We start from the raw sequence: 19791 nt of genomic DNA on the forward strand, positions 1-19791 counted from the left end.
TCTAAACCTCCCCACTCAATAACTTAGGTAATAATTCATCTCTAATTTTTATCAAAGACACGTTTTGCAATCTATTATTAACAATCTGACTGATATAATCTTCAAGAAAACAAAACTTCTGGATAAATTCGTTATTTGGTATAACGCATAGTGCCAGAGATAAATGTTCTCTTTTTATATGCCCCATTGTTACCGCTTTATCCGCTGCAATTCTCTGAAATTCAGCTAAATGATGAACTGTGTAAAAATAATAGAGCCATTTAGGATAATTTTTTGATGTTACCTTAAATAAATGTTGATTTAGTGCAGCCTTCCCCCCGCACCAAATATCTACAACCAAAGAACCCGACCAAGAAAAAATTACATCGCCATTATCAATGATACATTCAGGCTTAATATTGACTGATGCTTTTTCTTTACCATCAGCATACCCTTGTTTTAATTGTGCAATTTTTACTATGGGTAAATACTCATCTTCGCTTTCAGGTCTGAATTTTTGTAATGCCAATCCATTCTGATAAATAGCTATTTCATCTAATGGCTTACTCTCCCACCCCCACGGCACGCCCTCTTCATCAAACCCACTCGGAAATGCCTCTGCGATTTCCCATAGTTGTTGGTATTGTTCGGGATTTGCCGTCTGCAAGCGGTGTAATTCTTGCGTGTTTTTACCACTGATCACTGCCATTGCCACTTGGGTGGCTTGTTCAGCGGTTTGTCCGCTTGCCAGCGCGTTGGCTTTGGCGTGAACGGGGTCAAAATCAATAAACCAGCTTTTAAAAATCGTTTGGGCGATTTGTTCTAGGGTTTGGTTGATTTGGGTGTTGAGTTGGATTTTGTTTTCCAATCTCCCAACCATATCTATAACTTTTTTCTGATTTTCTAGAGATAGATTTGGCATCTTCAAGTTTTTTAAATCTTTTATAGGTAGCTGTGGCACAGCAGAGCCTGAGACAAGTCCTTTTATTTGATTTTGAAAAAATTCAGAACGAAATACTATATCTAAGAATACGGTACTATATTTTTGTTGATTACATCTTAAAATAACCATTCCTGAGTTTATTCTAATATTATCAAAAGGAACAATATCATTATATAGTGCAACATTACCAACCGTTCCTCGTGTTGTTATAACAATATCTCCTCTTGATAATTTTCCTTTCCTTAATAAGCCATCTTTTTCTTGAGAAATAAATAACTTTTCATCAAAAAGAAACCCCTTATTTGTTACATTTTTTGCTGATAAAAATAAGCAATATCCTTGCTCCTTAAATTCATCTATTTTAGGGTAATTTTTCCCACGATCTCCATCAATAAATTCTATACCAGCATTTTCTAAAGTTATTAATTCCATCCCAACCCTCCCAAATTCGCTTTAATTTTGGCTTCTAATTCTGCACTTTGCTTAAATTGTTGTTGTAAAAGCGCGGTCAGTTCTTGCATTTTTTCTGCAAATGGTACGCCGTCATCTTCTTGTTCGGCAGCACCGACATAACGCCCTGGGGTAAGGACGAAGTCGTTTTGGGCGATTTCGTCAAGGCTTGCGGTGTAGCAGAATGCAGGGATATTTTGGTAGTCGGCGGATTGTTGCCAGCTGTGGTAAGTGTCGGCAACCTTGGCGATGTCGTCTGCGGTGAAGTCGCGTAAGACACGATCTTTCATATAGCCGAGTTGGCGTGCGTCAATAAACAGCACTTCGCCTTTGCGTGCTTTGTTTTTGTTCAAAATCCAGATACAGGCTGGGATTTGGGTGTTGGTAAAGAGTTGGCTTGGCAGGGCGATCATCGCTTCCACTAGGTCGGCTTTGAGAATATTTTTGCGGATTTCGCCTTCGTTGTTAGTGTTCGATGACATTGAGCCGTTGGCAAGCAACAACGCCATTCGTCCGTTTGGCGAAAGGTGGTAAATCATATGTTGTAGCCACGCAAAGTTGGCGTTGCCTTCGGGCGGTATGCCGTATTGCCAGCGTGGGTCTTGGGCAAGGCTTTCGTTCCACCAGTCTTTCATATTGAACGGTGGGTTTGCCATCACAAAATCCATTTTTTTATCACGGTGTTGCGGATTGCTGAAGGTGTCGGCGTTGCCTTTGCCGAAGTCAAATTCAATGCCACGAATTGCCATATTCATTGCGGCAAGTTTCCAAGTGGTTGGGTTGAACTCTTGTCCGAAAATGCTCACTTCGCTGACGTTGCCTTGATGTTCGCGGATAAAACGTTCTGTTTGCACAAAAAAGCCACCCGACCCCATTGCTGGGTCGTAAATGCGTCCTTTGTAGGGTTCGAGCATTTCGATAATCAGGGTAACAATGGATTTTGGTGTGAAATATTGACCGCCCTTTTTACCTTCCGCAAGGGCAAATTGCCCGAGAAAATACTCATAAACGTGACCGAGAATATCTTTTGCCGCCAAGGAAATCGGCTTGCCGTCAAGGGTTGGACGGGTGAAGTTGGTGTCGGAAAAGAGATCGATTAAGCCCAATAAAATGCTTTCATCGACTTTATAAGGGCTGATGCGTTGAATGACGTTTTTGAGTTTGGGGTTGTCTTGTTCGATAGCGTCAAAAGCGTCATCAATCAAGTTGGCAATGCCTTTAAAGGTTTTCTCGCCCCAGATTTTGTCGCCAATGTTAGCACGAGCCACGACTTTGATTTCGTCCCAACGGGCTTGTTGCGGCACCCAGAATACGTTGTCTTGGGCGTAGTTGTCCCGTTCTTCCAATTCGGCGTTAAGAATATCGGCAAGTTCGCTTTCGCTGTAAGCGGTCGGATCGAGATAAAAATCGGACGTTGGATCGGTGTAACGTTGTTTGATGATGTCTTGTTGTGCCGAGAAGCTGTCGGAAACGTATTTTAAGAAGATTAAACCGAGAACGATGTGTTTGTAGTTGGCAGCGTCAAGCTGTTGGCGAAGTTTATCGGCTGCTTTCCAAAGGTCGGCATCGAGTTTGTTGAGAAAGGCTTGTTGATCTGCTTGCTGAGTAGCTAAATTTTCAGCCAGATGTGCTGTGCTGTGCTGTGCTGTGCTGTGCTGTGCTGTGCTGTGCTGTGCTGTGCATTATACTATATCTCCGTAAAAAATTCCAGTGTGGGACACACGGCGTGTGTCCGCAAGATGTTAATTAAATTAATTCTTCGTTGCCAAATATCGCTCAACGGTATCCACAATAGCTTGGGTTTGTGGATCAATTTCGATATTGACCTCATCCCCTAATTGGCGTTGCGCAATTAAAGTGCGGTCGATGGTTTCGGGAATTAGGTTAACGCAAAATTGGTTGTCTTTGACTTCGCCGATTGTCAGGCTAATGCCGTCAATGGCAATAAAACCTTTGGTGAGAATATATTTCATCACCTGTTGATCAGGCAATTCAAACCAAATTTGTAAGTTATTTTCGCTAGGAATTCGTTGGCTCACTTTGGCAGTGCAATAAACATGCCCTGATAAAATATGCCCCCCCACTTCATCACCCAATTTCATGGCACGTTCGATATTAACAAAATCCCCTTGTTTTAAGCCGCCCAAATTGGTGATACGTAAAGTTTCTGTCATTAAATCAAAACTGACCAAATCATTTTCAATTTTCGTCACCGTTAAACACACACCATTATTGGCTACAGAGGCACCAATTTCTAAATGATCCAGTAAATTCTGTGGCATTTTGACCGTATGTGTTCTAAAATTTTGCTTTTCCACAATGGACTGAATTTGTGCCGTGCCTTGCACGATACCTGTAAACATAAGCATTCTCCTTAAAAATTTTCTGCATTATACCTGATATGAAAAAATTTCTAAATCTCGCGGTTTATCAAGAACAAGCCATCAAGCTTATTCAAATTGCGTTGCCTATTTTATTAGCCCAATTGGCGCAAAATTCTATGGGAACAATAGACACCATTATGGCGGGGCGCGTAAGTGCGGCGGATATGGCGGCAATTTCCGTTGGTGCGTCTATTTGGTTTCCGTTGGTGTTATTTGGGCATGGTTTATTACTTGCTTTGCCGCCGACAATTTCCTATTTAAACGGTTCAGGCAAGCGTGATCGTATTGCGCATCAAGTGCGTCAAGGCTTGTGGATTGTTTTACTTGCCACCATTCCCCTTGGGCTGATTATTTATCACAGTGATTTGATTATTCAGCAAATGGGAATGGATGAAAAACTGGCGAAAATTACCATTGGTTATCTGCACGCCATGATTTTTGGGTTGCCTGCTTATTTGTTGTTGGTGAATTTTCGCTGTTTAAATGACGGCATTGCCAAAACCAAACCGGCTATGGTGATTACCTTTTTGGGGCTGGGGTTAAATGTGCCGTTAAACTATATTTTTATTTACGGCAAATTTGGCGTGCCTGCCTTTGGTGCAGTCGGTTGTGGGATTGCTACGGCGATAGTGAACTGGGCGATGTGTATTATGATGATCGTGTATACAAAACGGGCGAAAAATCAGCGTGATTTGAAAGTGTTCGAGCAGATCATCGAAAAACCAAATTGGGCAACCTTGAAAAAATTGCTGCGTTTGGGTTTCCCGATTGCGGTGGCGTTGTGGTGTGAAGTGGCATTATTTGCGCTCACTTCGCTCTTTTTATCGCCCTTAGGCACGGATATGGTGGCAAGTCATCAGATTACCTTAAACACCAGCTCTTTTATTTTTATGCTACCAATGTCCATTGGTATGGCGACCACCATTTTAGTGGGACAACGCCTTGGCGAAGGTTCACCTGAGAAAGCGAAAAAAGTGTCTTATGCCGCACTAGCCGTAGGGTTGAATATTACGATTATCACGGCGTTTATTACTGTGTATTTTCGTGAAAATATCGCGTCTATTTTTGTGTCGGACACCAAGGTTATCGCAATGGCAATGCCGTTGTTGTTATTAGCGGCACTGTATCAATTTTCCGATACGATTCAAGTGGTTATCGCGGGTGCGTTACGCGGTTACAAAGACACCAAAGCCATTTTATATATCACCATTTTCTGCTATTGGGTGATCGGCATGCCCACAGGTTACAGCTTGGCAATGACGGATTTTATCGTGCCACATTTAGGCGCAATGGGCTTTTGGATTGGTTTTGTGATTTCGCTCACCTGCGCCGCCATTTGTTTAAGCTATCGCATGCGCAAAATCCAAAAACAATCTGATGAAGCGTTGCTGGCGCAATTGGATAAGTTGAAATAAGGATTAGCGAACTTGTCGAAGCAAGGTTGATGAGCTTGTCGAACCACAAATAACAATAATTCCTATTTGTATTGCGTTTTATTTTTTTTCTCTTTATACTTTGCACCAATTATTTTTACCCTAAGGACAAAGTATGAACTTTAAATTAAGCCTAATTTACACCGCACTTTTTGCTTCGGCGTCTTTTGCGGTGAATGCTGAAACGAATACAGCAGAACAATTAAATGAAATCGAAGTGATTACTTCGGAAGAATTACAACAAATGGGCTATCACGCTATTGGAACGAGTGCGGTATCCAAAGTCAATGTACCCATTATTGATACGCCAACGACCGTGAATGTTGTAACGAAAAAACTCCTTGAAGATCGTAAACCGAACGATTTAATTGACGCACTTACTAGCGTCAGCGGTGTGAGCCAAGCAAATACCTTAGGCGGTATTTTCGATGCGGTACAAAAACGTGGTTTTGGCGGCAATCGTGATAATTCGATTATGCGCAACGGCGTTCAAGCAGGCCCTTCTCACAACTTTGGCGCAACCACAGAAACCGTTGAAGTCTTAAAAGGCCCCGCTTCTGTGCTTTATGGCATTCAAGATCCGGGTGGTATTATTAATGTTGTCACCAAGAAACCGCAACAAGAGCAAAAAACGATCTTAAGCGGCACCTTTGGTAACAATAATATGTTTGGTGCACAATTGGATAGTACTGGTGGTTTAGGTAACGGTTTTGCTTATCGCTTTATTTACGACAAGCAAGAAAAAGATTACTGGCGTAATTTTGGTCAAATTAAAACCACAACTTATGCACCATCACTTTCTTGGGAAAACGACAATACCAAACTGCTTTTTGCCTATGAACATTTAGATTATGTACAACCGTTTGACCGCGGTACACAAATCGTTAATGGCGAAGTGGTGAATATCCCTGCAGAACGCCGTTTAGATGAACCCAACAATAATACCATTGGTAAAACCGATAATATTCAAATCAAAGCGGAACATAAATTAAATGACGCATGGAAGCTAAATTTTGCTTATGGTTATGCCCGTGATAAATATCGTTATAATCAAACCCGTGTTGTGGCAGTGAATACGAGTTATACCGATACGTTACGTTATAACGCAACTCGTTCATTGCAACCACGCACTGCTCTACGCCGTTTGGAGAAACAAGCTGCTGACCAACGTGTTCATTCTGCGTCTCTCAATTTGGTGGGTGAATTTGCATTAGGCGAAGTGGCAAACCGTTTTATTGTAGGCGTTGACGCAAGCCGCAATTATCGTACAACAGGTCCTGTTTACAATAATGGTGGTTGGAGTTCAATTAATATCGATAACCCTCTTTATACCAGTCCGGAAGCGAAAGAAACCATTGCCGCGAATAACTGGCAGATTAACAATATCAAAACCATTGGTGCCTTTGTTCAAAATACCGCTTATTTAACGGAAAATTTAATTCTTACCGGCGGTATTCGTTATGAATATTTTGACCAAGTTGCAGGCCGTCACGCACTAAATAAAACGCTCGTTCCAAGTACTGATCAACACAATGGTAAATTCTTATATCAAGCCGGGGCGGTTTATAAATTTAATCCACATTGGGCAACCTACATTAACTATGCGGAGTCATTCCGCCCACAATATGCCATTGCTAATAACGTAGACCCAAATTTACCGCCTGAAGAAGGTCAATCGGTGGAAACCGGCTTGAAATATGAAAGCACCAACATTAACGCCACAGTCGCGCTCTTTAATATTGTGAAGAAAAATGTAGGCGAAACCGATGCCAATAACGATCTTTACATTGCAGGCAAACAACGCTCACGCGGTGTTGAAGTGGATATTAACGGTAATATTACCGATCGCTTAAGCGCATCTGCAACTTATACTTATACCAAAGTGGAAAACCGTGAAAATAGCGCATATCCAAATGCGGTGGGTAAACAATTGATCGGAGTGCCGAAACATCAAGCCGCATTATTCTTAAGTTATGACTTAGGCCATTTCTTAGGGGGCGACTGGCGTGTCGGCGCGGGTGCGCGTTATTTAGGTTCTTGGAATGCTTACAATGCAAGTTATACGCAATCCTATAAAATTCCTAATGCGACCATTTATGATGCATTCTTAGCTTACGAAACCAAAATCGCAAATAAAAATGTTTCATTACAACTTAATGGCAAAAACTTGTCGGATAAAGTGTATTATCAATCAACCGCAGGGAACGTAGATAACTTCATTACCCCAGTCTCTTTGGGTTATGGTCGTGAAGTGATGTTGAATGCGAAGATTGAATTGTAAAATAGCCTAGCGTAAAACCCATAGGTAAAAGTAGGGACACGCTGAGCGTGTCCGTTTTTATGACGAAGTAAGATTATTAACCATAAATCGAACTTCGATTTCACAACGGATACTCGCAGAGTGCCCCTACAATAAATTTTGCGGTATTATGTGGCACTTGCACAAGACGGTCGTTGAGCTTGTCGAAACGTAAGTCTTGTGCTACACGCTGAAATGCCTTATGGTTCGACAAGCTCACCAACCACCATTTCAGCTTTGTGTAATTACTGCATAGTATCTCTTTTCCATATCTAACATTATGGGTGAAAGATTTCACCCTTAAAAATTTCGTATATTTTATGAACTGGCAAACCGAACTTCACAACAGTTTTCCTTGGCTTTTAAAGTCTTTAACTTGGCTTATTTTAGGTTTATTTTTGACCGCACTTTTATTGCGTAAAACAGCATTTGGTCGGAAATTGGAATGGATTGTTAAGCCTTGTTTAACCGCCAAAAACCGTTGGAAAGCCTTGGGTTTAATCCTGTTGTTATTATTGTTTATTTTACTTGAAGTTCGTATTAGTGTACTGAACACTTTCTTCTACAATGGATTATATACATCCATGCAAAATAAAGCGGCAGACGCATTTTGGTTCTTTGCCTTAATTAATGCGCTGTTGGTGGGGTTTAAGATTATTCATTCCATTTTGAATTATTTTGTACGCCAAGTGTTTGAAATTCGTTGGTTGGAAAAACTGAACGATGAGATGCTGTCTCGTTGGTTGCAAAATAAAAATTACTATCGTGTGAAATATGAAAAAGAGTTGCCAGATAATATTGACCAACGTATTGAACAAGATGCCCGAGAGTTTATTACGGGGACAGTAGATCTGCTGGATGGGGTAATTGGTGCCGTTTTATCCATTATTGAATTTACCATTATTTTGTGGGGGCTATCAGGGGTTCTTGCGCTGTTTGGCGTTGAAATTCCCAAAGCCGCGGTCTTTTTTATTTACGGATTTATCCTTTTTGCCACCGCACTTTCTGTGTGGATTGGGCATCCGTTGATTAAACTCAATTTTGACAAAGAAAAATATAATGGTGACTATCGTTATTCGCTGATTCGCGTGCGCGATAATGCGGAAAGTATTGCCTTTTATGACGGTGAATCCAAAGAACATATTCACTTAAAAACAAAATTCCAAGCCATTATTCAAAACCGTTGGGCAATTGTGCGCCGTATGTTAGGGTTGGACGGTTTTAATACCGGGATTACGCAAATTGCAATGATTTTGCCTTTAATGTTGCAAGCACCACGTTTTTTTGCAGGCGCGGCAACCTTAGGGGATATGCACCAAACCGTACAAGCCTTTAACCGTTTAATGCGCGCGCTGTCCTTTTTCCGTTTGTTTTATGAACAATTCACACTCTATCAAGCCCGTTTAAATCGTTTATACGGCTTTATGACAAAGTTGGATTATCTCGATCAACACCAAATTGCCCACCCGGTAGAATGTGGTTTTGGGGTGGCTTTGCGCGATTTTGGGCTGAAAAATCAGTCTGGTGATGTGCTGTTGCAACAGGTAAATTTGCGCTTGCAAAAAGGCGATGCGCTGTTAATCAGTGGGCCTTCAGGGGCGGGCAAAACAACCTTGTTAAAAGCCATTGCAGGGATCTATCCTTTTGAAACCTTTGGTTATAGCGAACGCCCTTGTAATGCGAATACGCTCTTTTTGCCGCAACGTCCTTATATGCCGCAAGGGGCTTTGCGCGATGCCATTTGCTATCCGAATATCGATCCTAACCATCCTAAACTTGAGCATTATATGAAAGAATGTCGTTTAGGGCATTATCTCCATGCCTTAAATCAAGAAAACGATTGGCAGGTGATTTTATCGCCCGGGGAATTACAACGCGTGGCGTTTATGCGTATTTTTCTCACTCAACCTGATGTGGTGTTTTTAGACGAAACCACGTCTGCCTTAGATGAACCTACGGAATATTTGCTTTACCAAAAAATTCGTGACGAATTGCCTGATATGATTGTGTTGAGTGTGGGACATCGTGGTACGCTACATCAATTCCATAATAAATTTTTGGATTTGGGGATTTGTCGAATTTAAGTGGTAAATACACGCAATGTAAAGTTATAGAAAATATTGAAATCTTCAACTTTTTTGATAAAAATCATATTTTTTCTTTGTTCAAGAATTTATTTTATTTTCTAAAACGTGTATCCTATTGGGCGTTAAAATTTTATGCGTTTGTCGTCAATAAGTTGGATGATAAACACTCTTTTCACTTAAACCCAAAAGATAGGTTAATCTATGTCAAAATTAGTTCTCATCCTTAACTGTGGTAGCTCTTCATTAAAATTTGCTATCTTGGATCCTGTATCTGGTGATGAAAAATTATCAGGTTTAGCGGAAGCGTTTTACCTTCCTGAAGCACGTATCAAATGGAAATTACATGGTGAAAAAGGTAATGCAGACTTAGGCGCAGGCGCAGCTCACAGTGAAGCATTAAACTTTATCGTAAACAAAATTTTCCCATTAGATCCTGAATTAAAAGACGGTATCGTTGCAATTGGTCACCGTATCGTTCACGGTGGTGAGAAATTCACTTCATCTGTTGTGATCAATGATGAAGTGGTCAAAGGTATTGAAGAAGCGATCCAATTTGCACCGCTTCACAATCCGGCGCACTTAATCGGTATCAAAGAAGCATTCAAAATGTTCCCACATTTAAAAGATAAAAACGTTGCTGTATTTGACACTGCATTCCACACCACAATGCCTGAAGAAGCGTTCTTATACGCGTTGCCATACTCTTTATACAAAGAACACGGTGTTCGCCGTTATGGTGCACATGGTACAAGCCATTATTTCGTTAGCCGTGAAGCAGCAAAACGTTTAGGCGTTGCAGAAGATAAAGTTAACGTAATTACTTGCCACTTAGGTAACGGTGGTTCGGTTTCTGCGGTTCGTCACGGTGAATGTATTGATACTTCAATGGGTTTAACACCGTTAGAAGGTTTAGTGATGGGTACTCGTTCAGGTGATATTGACCCTGCAATCGTATTCTACATGCACGACACTTTAGGTATGTCTGTGGAAGAAATTAATACGACTTTAACCAAAAAATCAGGTCTTTTAGGTTTAACTGAAGTCACCAGCGACTGCCGTTTTGCGGAAGACAATTACGACAGCGAAGATGAATCATTACGCGTACCGGCGCGCCGTGCATTAGATGTTTATTGCTACCGTTTAGCGAAATACATCGGTTCGTACATGGCGGTTATCGGTGAACGTTTAGATGCCATCGTCTTTACAGGCGGTATCGGTGAAAACTCTGCGCACGTACGTGAAATTACCTTAAACCACTTAAAATTATTTGGTTATAGCGTAGACAACGAGAAAAACTTAGCAGCACGCTTTGGTAAAGAAGGTGTCATCACTACAGAAGGTACACCGGTTGCTATGGTTATCCCAACAAACGAAGAGCTTGTTATCGCACAAGATACTGCGCGTCTTTGTATCTAATGACCGCAAAACTGCCGAGATTTTCGGCAGTTTTTGTTTGTTCTTAAAAAAGATAAATCAATCTAAAAAACATATCCAAAATTAACCGCACTTTTGTGCAAAATAGGAAAAAACATGGCTCATACAATTATCCTTACCCCAATTAGCGGCGGTGTGGGTTTAACTAGCGTTAGCTTAGGTTTAATCCGCGCTCTTGAGCAAAAAGGGGCTAAAATTGGTTTTATGAAACCAATTTCACAACCGATTTCAGGCGAAGATAAACTTGACCGTACAACCTCGATTGTACGCACGTCAACATCACTGGAAACCGCCAATCCAATTATGTTAAGCGATGCGGAAAATCTGATCGCCAATAAACAAAATGATGTTCTCTTAGAAAAAATCGTGGCGAATTATCAAGAATTAGCGAAAAACAACGACATTGTTATTGTTGAAGGTTTAATTCCAACACCAAAACACAGCTTTGCAAACCGTATCAACTTTGATGTGGCACAAGCATTAGATGCGGAAATCGTTTTAGTGGCAGCACCGGCAACAGAAACCCCGGCGGAATTAAAAGAACGCGTTGAAGCGGCAGCGGCATCATTTGGCGGCAAAGACAATGAAAACCTATTAGGTGTGGTAATCAATAAATTTAATGCGCCAATTGATAGTTCCGGTCGTACACGTCCTGATTTGGCTGAAATCTTTGATTCATTCCAACACAGCCATAATAACCCGAATGAAGTGTACAACTTATTCAAAAACAGCCCAATTAAAGTATTGGCTTGTATCCCTTGGTCACAAGACTTAATTGCAACACGTGCCATTGATTTGGTAAATCATTTGGGCGCAAGCATTATCAATGAAGGCGATGTTAAAACACGCCGTATTCGTGGTATTACGTTCTGTGCACGCTCATTACATCATATGGTTGAACACTTCCATACCGGTGACTTACTTGTAACTTCCGCAGACCGTCCGGATGTCCTTGCTGCGGCAGCATTGGCGTCAACCAATGGTATTGAGTTAGGCGGTATCCTATTAACAGGCGGCTATAAAATTGATAGCGCGTTCAGTAAATTATGCCAACGCTCATTTGAATCAACGGGTTTACCGGTGTTCCGTATTGAAGGTAACACATGGCAAACCGCATTAAGCCTACAAAGCTTCAACCTTGAAGTGCCTGTGGATGATAAAGAACGTATCGAAAACATCAAACAATTTACCAGCGAACAATTTGACGCCGAGTTTATTCACCACTTAGCAGGTGGTTCCGCACGTATTCGCCGTTTATCACCACCGGCATTCCGTTATCAATTAACTGAATTAGCTCGTGCGGCGAAAAAACGCATTGTGTTACCTGAAGGGGATGAACCGCGTACCATTAAAGCAGCCGTACTTTGTGCAGAACGTGGCATTGCAGAATGTGTGCTTTTAGCAAACCCTGAAGATGTACAACGTGTAGCGGATGCACAAGGTGTTACCTTGGGTAAAGGCATTACCGTGATCGATCCGGCTTCTGTTCGTGAAAACTATGTGGCGCGTTTAGTAGAATTACGTAAAGCGAAAGGCATGACGGAAACCGCTGCGCGTGAGCAATTAGAAGACACTGTCGTATTAGGTACGATGATGTTAGAAGCCAACGAAGTGGATGGTTTGGTCTCAGGCGCAGTTCATACTACAGCGAATACAATCCGCCCACCAATGCAAATCATCAAAACTGCACCGGGTAGCTCGATTGTTTCTTCCATCTTCTTTATGTTATTACCGGATCAAGTGCTTGTTTATGGTGACTGTGCGGTTAACCCGGATCCAACGGCTGAACAATTAGCTGAGATTGCGATTCAATCTGCAGATTCGGCGAAAGCCTTTGGTATTGATCCGAAAGTAGCGATGATTTCCTACTCAACAGGGACATCAGGCGCCGGTGCAGATGTTGAAAAAGTGAAAGAAGCAACACGTATTGCGAAAGAAAAACGCCCTGATTTATTAATTGACGGTCCGTTACAATACGATGCGGCAGTCATGGCGGATGTGGCGAAATCGAAAGCCCCTAACTCACCGGTTGCGGGTAAAGCAACGGTATTCGTATTCCCTGATTTGAATACAGGTAATACCACCTATAAAGCGGTTCAACGCTCTGCTGACTTGGTGTCAATCGGCCCAATGCTTCAAGGTATGCGTAAACCGGTTAATGACTTATCACGCGGTGCATTAGTGGATGATATTGTTTACACTATCGCCCTAACCGCAATTCAAGCGACACAGGCTTAATTGTAAAACCCTTAAAAAACAAACCGCACTTTTTGCCAAAAGTGCGGTTTTTCTATTCCCCCCAGCGGCTGAGCTTAATAACCACCAAGCATTCCTTCTCACCAAACTACCAAGATTGCTTAAAAATCCATCACTCATCATCCTTTCTCACAAAAAAGCACTGATTACATCTTGATTGTATTTTGTTTTTTTTTTGTACAATTTACCTATTTTAAAACCACCATTAAAAGGAAACCAAAATGACACTTCGTAAAACCCTACTCTCTGCCTTATTACTCTCTTTTGCCATTGCCGGCAATGTTTCTGCTGAAACAGCAAAAGAAAAATTTAGCCGTGCAGTTCAATATGATGAGCAACAAAATTATCAAGCCGCTTTTCCTATTTTTAAGGAATTAGCTGAACAAGGATATGCAGTGGCTCAATTTAATTTAGGTGTAATGTACGAGAATGAGCAAGGTGTTAATCAAAACTATCATCAAGCGGCCAGATGGTATCAAAAAGCAGCTGAACAAGGGAATGCAAAGGCTCAAGCTGTGTTAGGGTTGATGTACATCTTGGGGCAAGGTGTTCGACAAAATGATGCCTCAGCTAAAATGTGGATTGGAAAAGCTTGTGATAATGGCGAGCAAAAAGCTTGTGATTTCTATCATAAATTAAATGAGGGGAAATAATATGGAATTTTCTGGGGCAAGCTTTGGATTGATTTCCAAAGTTATCCAATTTATTTGGATTGATATAGAAAAGGAAATCAGGAATTTACAATTCTATATTAATGAGTTAGATGAAAATGAAATAGATGAATATAAAAATATCCCAGTATTAGAAGAATTAGCTAAAATGGGTTATCTTCATGCTCAGAATCGTTTAATCGACTTCTATTTTGATGATAAAGATAACCATAACTGGGAAAAGGCATTTTATTGGGCTGATAAGTATTATCAAAATACCCAAAAATATAATACATCTTATATTGATAAGGATAATTATCAGAGACTTGCCATATTATATTATTTAGGGATTGGAACAACTTCAGATATTGCCAAAGCTGAACAAATCTTAGCTAAATATAGCTCTTTATTAGAGAATTCTGTCTTAGACCAATATAATAAAGCAATTTTTAAGGATATTGACCATTTAAAAATGCAATTAGTTGCTCGTAAAGACAAAGATGAAATACTTGATAAAGTTGCCCAAGATAAAATCCAACAGATTAGAGAAGACTTACAGGCTAATAATGGTGCTGAACGCTTTTTCAAACAGGCGAATATTTTTCTAGATATGGATTTAAAATATGATGCCAAAGCCTATTTCGGTATTGCTTGTGATATGGGCAACCAATCGAGTTGTGATAAATATGCAGAGTTAAATACAAAATAAACCAAACAGCACATCATTTATGTTTATGGGCGGGTATAACACCTGCCCTGTGGGATCCTGAAAACGTCCCGTTTTTTTAATGATAACGGTGTAATAGACAAATTTGTTGCTATTACACCGCTCTTTTGTCAACGATACCTTTCTATAACCGCATCTCATTATGCTTCGCTAATGAATTTTACGCCATTTTCGATTTCTGTACGTAAAATAGGTAACATTTCATCTAATGCCGCTTGTTCAAAGGCACTTAATGGACCTAATGGTAAGAATTCTTCAACCCCTTCTTTGCCCAAACGTACAGGTTGTGCAAAGAATGGTGCAAATTTACCATCTCCTTCCACATACGAACAAATCGTGACATTTTCACCCTGTGCTGCACGAACTAATGCAACGGCAAAACGCATTGCGGCATAAGCCATGGATAAGGTTGCAGAACCTGCGCCCGCTTTCGCCTCTACCACTTCCGTACCGGCATTTTGAATACGATAAGTTAATGATTTAATTTCTTCATCGCTAAATTCAACATGTTGAACTTGTGATAATAATGGCAGAATTGTGGTACCGGAGTGACCACCGATCACACTTACTGAACCTGAACGTAATTCGGTATTTTTCAATTCCGCAATAAAGGTTTCTGAACGAATAACGTCTAAAGTGGTTACACCAAATAATTTACGCTTATCGTAAACACCGGCTTTTTTCAATACTTCTGCCGCAATTGGCACAGTGGCATTCACCGGGTTGGTGATAATACCGATACGTGCTTTCGGGCAAACTTCCGCGGCTTTTGCCACTAAATCGCGCACAATACCCGCGTTAATATTAAATAAGTCTGCACGTGTCATACCCGGTTTACGCGCGACACCCGCCGGAATTAAGACAATATCTGCGCCTTCTAAGGCTTTGCCTAAATCATCGCCTGAAAAACCTTCTACTTTAACATCCGTTGGAATATGGCTTACGTCTTTAGCGACGCCCGGTGTAAATGGCGCAACATCGTATAAACTCAATTCACTTCCTGCCGGAAGGTTTAATTTTAATAATAAAGATAATGGTTGACCAATACCGCCTGCTGCACCTAATACAGTTACTTTCATAGGACTCTCCTTGCTACATAAACCTAAATAACTTGAATGGGTTATAAGTTTACGGATGATTTCACATAATTTCAAATAGGAAATATGAATTTTGCGATCTAGGTCAAATTTTTTATTCACCACATCAAAACAAAAGCAAAATCCCATTGCATATTTCTGCATTTTTATGCAAAATTTATGCAACATTTATGCATTTTATAGGGGAACATTATGACAGAAAAAACAGATAGCTTATTAAATGCCTTCAAAGAATTATTGGCGCAAGAACGTTTTGGTTCTCAAAGTGAAATCGTTGCGGCATTACAGGATTTAGGTTTTAGCAATATCAACCAATCCAAAGTATCGCGCATGTTAACCAAATTTGGTGCTATTCGTACCAGAAACACGCGCATGGAAATGGTGTATTGTTTGCCTAATGAATTGAGCGTACCGAACACCAGCAGTCCACTAAAAAACCTTGTGTTGGACATTGATTATAATGATTTGCTTATCGTGGTGAAAACCAGCCCGGGTGCCGCACAGCTGATTGCGCGCTTACTTGATTCCGTAGGAAAAGCCGATGGCATTTTAGGGACGATTGCTGGCGATGACACCATTTTTATCACGCCAACAAAGGGAACCACTATCGAGCAATTAATGCTCAATGTACAACAACTTTTTGAAAACTCTCTTTAAATGAACATTCTCATCACCGGCGCAACAGGCTTTATCGGCAAGGCATTGGTTCAAAAATGGCTTGCCGATAAGCATCAAATTACCATTCTTTCGCGCTCGCCCCAAAAGGCAGAAAGTCTTTTCCAACAGGCGGTAAGTGCGGTGGGAAATCTTGATGTTTTTTCTGACCTGAATGAATTTGATGTCGTTGTCAATTTAGCCGGTGAACCGATTTTTGACCACCGTTGGACCGTTCAACACAAAGCCCTTCTTTGGCAAAGCCGTCTCCATTTGACCCAAAAATTAACCGCACTGATTAACCAAAGCACAACGCCACCAAAAGTATTTATTTCCGCTTCGGCTACGGGGTTTTATGGTCATGGTGGCGAACAAGAACTGACGGAAAATACCCCGCATAGCGAAAGTTTTACCGGGCAACTTTGCGCCCAATGGGAACAAAAAGCGTTACAAGCCAATACGCGAGTTTGTCTGTTGCGTACGGGAATCCCCTTGGATTTATCCGGTGGTGCATTGGCAAAAATCATCCCATTTTATCGTTGGGGTTTAGGGGGAAAATTAGGCGATGGTCAGCAATTTATGCCTTGGATTGCCTTGTCCGATATGATTAATGCCATTGATTTTCTGGTCATGCATGAACCATGTCAGGGGGCATTTAATCTTTGTGCGCCGAATCCCATTCACAATGCTGAATTTAATCAGTGTTTAGGATCTCATCTCAATCGACCGCACTTTATGACTGTTCCTGCCTTTATGTTGAAATTACTGCTCGGCGAACGCGCGTGCTTGGTGTTAGACAGCCAAAACGCCAAGCCGCGAAAATTGCAAGAAATGGGATTTCAATTTGAATTTGAACATATTGAAGATTGGCTTCGCGCCAATGTATTTTAAGAAAGTTGCTTATAAACCTTTAAGGCATAAGCATCTGACATCCCCGCCATATAATCACAAATCACCCGTTTTTTCCCCTGTTCTGTCGCATTTAACCAACGATTAACCGTATTTCGCGGCAATAAACGGGTTGGATCGCTATCAAAAATTTGGAACATTTCCGTTAAAATGCGTTGCCCTTTATATTCAATACGTTGGGTTTCCACATCCCGAATCACATATTTAAACACAAAGGCTTTTAAAATATTTAATACACAAATCACATCATCCGGTAATTCTGCGTTATAGCGCAATAAAGGATCGTCAAACTCCCCGCTCAATTTCCAACGAACGTGGGTAATAAAATAATTGACCAACGCCCCAATGGCATTTTTACGCTCATAATGGTAATCGGAAAATAATTTCTTCGTCAGTGGATCCACCTGTTGACGCATCCAATCCGATGAACATTGTTTTAATTCATCATAAGCCACTTGCCACAAACTTGGCGTAATCATGCCCACCACAATAGCATCTTCCAAATCATGCACACCGTAAGCAATATCATCCGCCAATTCCATAATGCTGCAATCCAAAGATTTAAATCTTGTTTTCAAAAACTCATCGGGTTTTGACCGCGCTTTGGTAAAAGAGGTAAAAAGGCAACGATCCGCTTCATTCAAAGGCTCAAGCAACCAATTCATCATGGCTAAATCATCACGATACAACCCTTTGCTTGGTCGCCAATCTACGCTGCGTAAATTATGAGAATCCGTATGGGATGGCAATGGTAAGGCAGAATATTGCGGCGAAGCTTCATCTAAAATGGCAGGATATTTGACCAATCCCAACATGGTGCGGCGGGTTAAATTCATGCCCGCGTCAGGCGTATAAGGCTCAAGTTTAGTGATAATCCGAAAGGTTTGCGCATTACCTTCGAAGCCACCGTGATTACGCATCATGCCATTTAATGCGGTTTCGCCACCATGCCCGAAAGGTGGATGTCCAATATCATGGGCAAAACACAGGGTTTCAATTAAATCAGAACTGGGCAATAAAGGTTTTAATTGACGTTGTAATTCGTGCTTATCTTGTTTCAATTGGGTTGAAAGTGCGGTGAAACTTTCTGCAAATTTGAGTTGTGACGTCAAACTGCTCCCAATTTGCGCCACTTCTAAAGAATGGGTTAAACGCGTGCGGAAAAAGTCATTTTCACCCACCGCGTGAATTTGGGTTTTCGCTTGCAAACAACGGAAAGCCGCACTATGCAAAATGCGCGCACGATCTCGGCGAAATGGCGGACGAAAATCTTTTTCGCGCGCCGGATCAGGTAAAAAACGTTCAAGCCAACGGCTATTAATCGAAAGGGCATGAGTCAAGGATGTCATAGGGCAAAATAGATTAATTTAAAAACAAATGGTGCAAGAATTGAGCTGATAATACCACAAAGCACCAAAGAAATTGAACTATAGCTCCCGGCTTTTGGATCCACTTCCATTACTGTCACAGTGCCCAAAGCGTGAGACATCGAGCCAATGGCTAAACCCATTGCTTCCGAGTTTTTCACCCGTAATTTTTTCAACACCAAATAACCAAACATAGAACCTTGTAGCCCGGCTAAAACAACGCCTACTGCGGCAACTGCCGGCACACCGCCTAAATGACGAGAAATTTCCATGGCAATGGGCGTGGTCACGGATTTTGAAATCACGGTCGCCACAATGTCAGGATTCGCCCCCAGCAAGATCGCCATCAATGCCCCTGAAGCCATTGCCAACAGCGAAGCAACGGTGGTGGTAATTAAGATCGCTTGCCAACGCGCTGCAATTTGGCGCAATTGCTCATACAAGGGCAACGCCAACGCCACCACACTCACGCCTAATAAATTATTTAAGGGCGCATTACCTTGCATATAGGTATCATAAGGAATATCCGCCACCACAAGCAACGCCACCAAAATTAACACCGTTAACACGAAAGTGTTCAACAACATGGAACGCAAACGCTTGTTAATTTGCAACGCTAAGGAAAAAGCGGCAATGGTCAATAAAGAAAAAAGGTAAATCATACGTTTTGCTCCTTAATTCGGCGTTTAATCACTTTCTTGCGTAAATGTTTAAAAGAATTGAGAGAAAAAAGATAATCCCCTAACAACCCCACCACAATTAAGGTGACCATCGAGCTGATAAAATTCGGAATCAGCAATGCTTTAGCTTGTGACAAAAGCAAATCTGAATATTTCATAATCCCGACACTCACCGGCACAAACAAAATCGCCATATAACGAATAATCAAATTCGCCCCGAAAAAAATCCAATGTACATGAATAATTTGGGTCGTTAAACACAGGAATAAAATCAGCAAACCGACAATACTGGCAGGGATGCCAATAGGCACTAAATTCGTCAACCACTCGCCAAGAAACAACATTAAGTATAAAATGGCAACGGAACGGATTAACTCAAAGGCATTTTGGAATAATTTAGATAGCTTCATAGATTCAACTTTTTTTGAATTTTTGTACAAAT

At 41.1% G+C, this 19791-nt stretch carries 16 protein-coding genes; 9 read left to right on the forward strand and 7 right to left on the reverse strand.

Annotated features, from left to right (window positions below; genetic code table 11):
* Position 1: 1 nt before the first annotated feature.
* From E7T07_RS06485 to E7T07_RS06500, 3 genes are all read right to left on the reverse strand, one after another.
* Complete coding sequence (locus E7T07_RS06485; protein WP_135710080.1) at positions 2–1354, reverse strand: restriction endonuclease subunit S; 1353 nt, start codon at positions 1352–1354, stop codon at positions 2–4.
* On the reverse strand, positions 1345–2997 hold the full coding sequence (locus E7T07_RS06490; protein ID WP_135710081.1) for a class I SAM-dependent DNA methyltransferase: 1653 nt from the start codon (positions 2995–2997) through the stop codon (positions 1345–1347). Before E7T07_RS06490 ends, E7T07_RS06485 begins: the two co-directional genes overlap by 10 nt.
* A 126-nt stretch (positions 2998–3123) precedes the next feature.
* The gene (locus tag E7T07_RS06500) at positions 3124–3735 is read right to left on the reverse strand and encodes a riboflavin synthase subunit alpha (RefSeq protein ID WP_135710082.1); all 612 of its coding nucleotides are present in this window, start codon (positions 3733–3735) and stop codon (positions 3124–3126) included.
* 38 nt (positions 3736–3773) lie between these two features.
* Between E7T07_RS06500 and E7T07_RS06505 the strand changes: the two genes are divergently transcribed.
* From E7T07_RS06505 to E7T07_RS06535, 7 genes are all read left to right on the forward strand, one after another.
* Positions 3774–5171 carry an MATE family efflux transporter gene (locus tag E7T07_RS06505; RefSeq protein WP_135710083.1) on the forward strand — a complete coding sequence of 466 codons (1398 nt, stop codon included), beginning with the start codon at positions 3774–3776 and terminating at the stop codon, positions 5169–5171.
* Positions 5172–5304: 133 nt separating this feature from the next.
* Positions 5305–7470, forward strand: coding sequence for a TonB-dependent siderophore receptor (locus E7T07_RS06510; RefSeq protein WP_135710084.1), 2166 nt, complete (start codon positions 5305–5307; stop codon positions 7468–7470).
* A gap of 338 nt (positions 7471–7808) precedes the next feature.
* Positions 7809–9572 carry an ABC transporter ATP-binding protein/permease gene (locus E7T07_RS06515; protein ID WP_135710085.1) on the forward strand — a complete coding sequence of 588 codons (1764 nt, stop codon included), beginning with the start codon at positions 7809–7811 and terminating at the stop codon, positions 9570–9572.
* A 204-nt stretch (positions 9573–9776) separates the two neighbouring features.
* A complete protein-coding gene (locus E7T07_RS06520) occupies positions 9777–10991 on the forward strand; it encodes an acetate kinase (protein WP_135710086.1) in 1215 nt (404 codons plus the stop codon).
* Between the two features lie 114 nt (positions 10992–11105).
* Entirely contained in the window at positions 11106–13247 is a 2142-nt protein-coding gene (gene pta / locus E7T07_RS06525) for a phosphate acetyltransferase (protein WP_135710087.1), read from the forward strand.
* Between the two features lie 239 nt (positions 13248–13486).
* A complete protein-coding gene (locus E7T07_RS06530; RefSeq protein WP_135710088.1) occupies positions 13487–13918 on the forward strand; it encodes a tetratricopeptide repeat protein in 432 nt (143 codons plus the stop codon).
* A gap of 1 nt (position 13919) precedes the next feature.
* Positions 13920–14624, forward strand: a complete 705-nt coding sequence (locus tag E7T07_RS06535; protein ID WP_135710089.1) for a hypothetical protein — start codon at positions 13920–13922, stop codon at positions 14622–14624.
* Positions 14625–14782: 158 nt separating this feature from the next.
* On the opposite strand, the gene mdh is transcribed toward E7T07_RS06535, so the two are convergent.
* Complete coding sequence (gene mdh, locus E7T07_RS06540; RefSeq protein ID WP_135710090.1) at positions 14783–15721, reverse strand: malate dehydrogenase; 939 nt, start codon at positions 15719–15721, stop codon at positions 14783–14785.
* Positions 15722–15928: 207 nt separating this feature from the next.
* Between mdh and argR the strand changes: the two genes are divergently transcribed.
* Both argR and E7T07_RS06550 read left to right on the forward strand, forming a co-directional pair.
* Positions 15929–16396 (forward strand): transcriptional regulator ArgR, encoded by a 468-nt coding sequence (gene argR, locus E7T07_RS06545; protein WP_135710091.1) that lies wholly within the window; start codon positions 15929–15931, stop codon positions 16394–16396.
* Complete coding sequence (locus E7T07_RS06550; protein WP_135710092.1) at positions 16397–17284, forward strand: TIGR01777 family oxidoreductase; 888 nt, start codon at positions 16397–16399, stop codon at positions 17282–17284.
* Here the strand turns inward: E7T07_RS06550 and E7T07_RS06555 are convergent.
* Genes E7T07_RS06555 through E7T07_RS06565 form a run of 3 tightly spaced genes read right to left on the reverse strand, consistent with a single transcriptional unit; the run spans position 17281 to position 19759 of the window.
* Positions 17281–18651: an anti-phage deoxyguanosine triphosphatase gene (locus E7T07_RS06555; protein ID WP_135710093.1), complete on the reverse strand. Its 1371-nt coding sequence runs from the start codon at positions 18649–18651 to the stop codon at positions 17281–17283. The genes E7T07_RS06550 and E7T07_RS06555 overlap by 4 nt on opposite strands.
* Positions 18648–19331, reverse strand: a complete 684-nt coding sequence (locus E7T07_RS06560; RefSeq protein WP_135710094.1) for a CidB/LrgB family autolysis modulator — start codon at positions 19329–19331, stop codon at positions 18648–18650. Before E7T07_RS06560 ends, E7T07_RS06555 begins: the two co-directional genes overlap by 4 nt.
* Entirely contained in the window at positions 19328–19759 is a 432-nt protein-coding gene (locus tag E7T07_RS06565) for a CidA/LrgA family protein (RefSeq protein WP_135710095.1), read from the reverse strand. Before E7T07_RS06565 ends, E7T07_RS06560 begins: the two co-directional genes overlap by 4 nt.
* Positions 19760–19791 lie beyond the last annotated feature (32 nt).

Source organism: Actinobacillus porcinus, from assembly GCF_901764995.1.
Classification (GTDB): Bacteria; Pseudomonadota; Gammaproteobacteria; order Enterobacterales; family Pasteurellaceae; genus Exercitatus; species Exercitatus porcinus.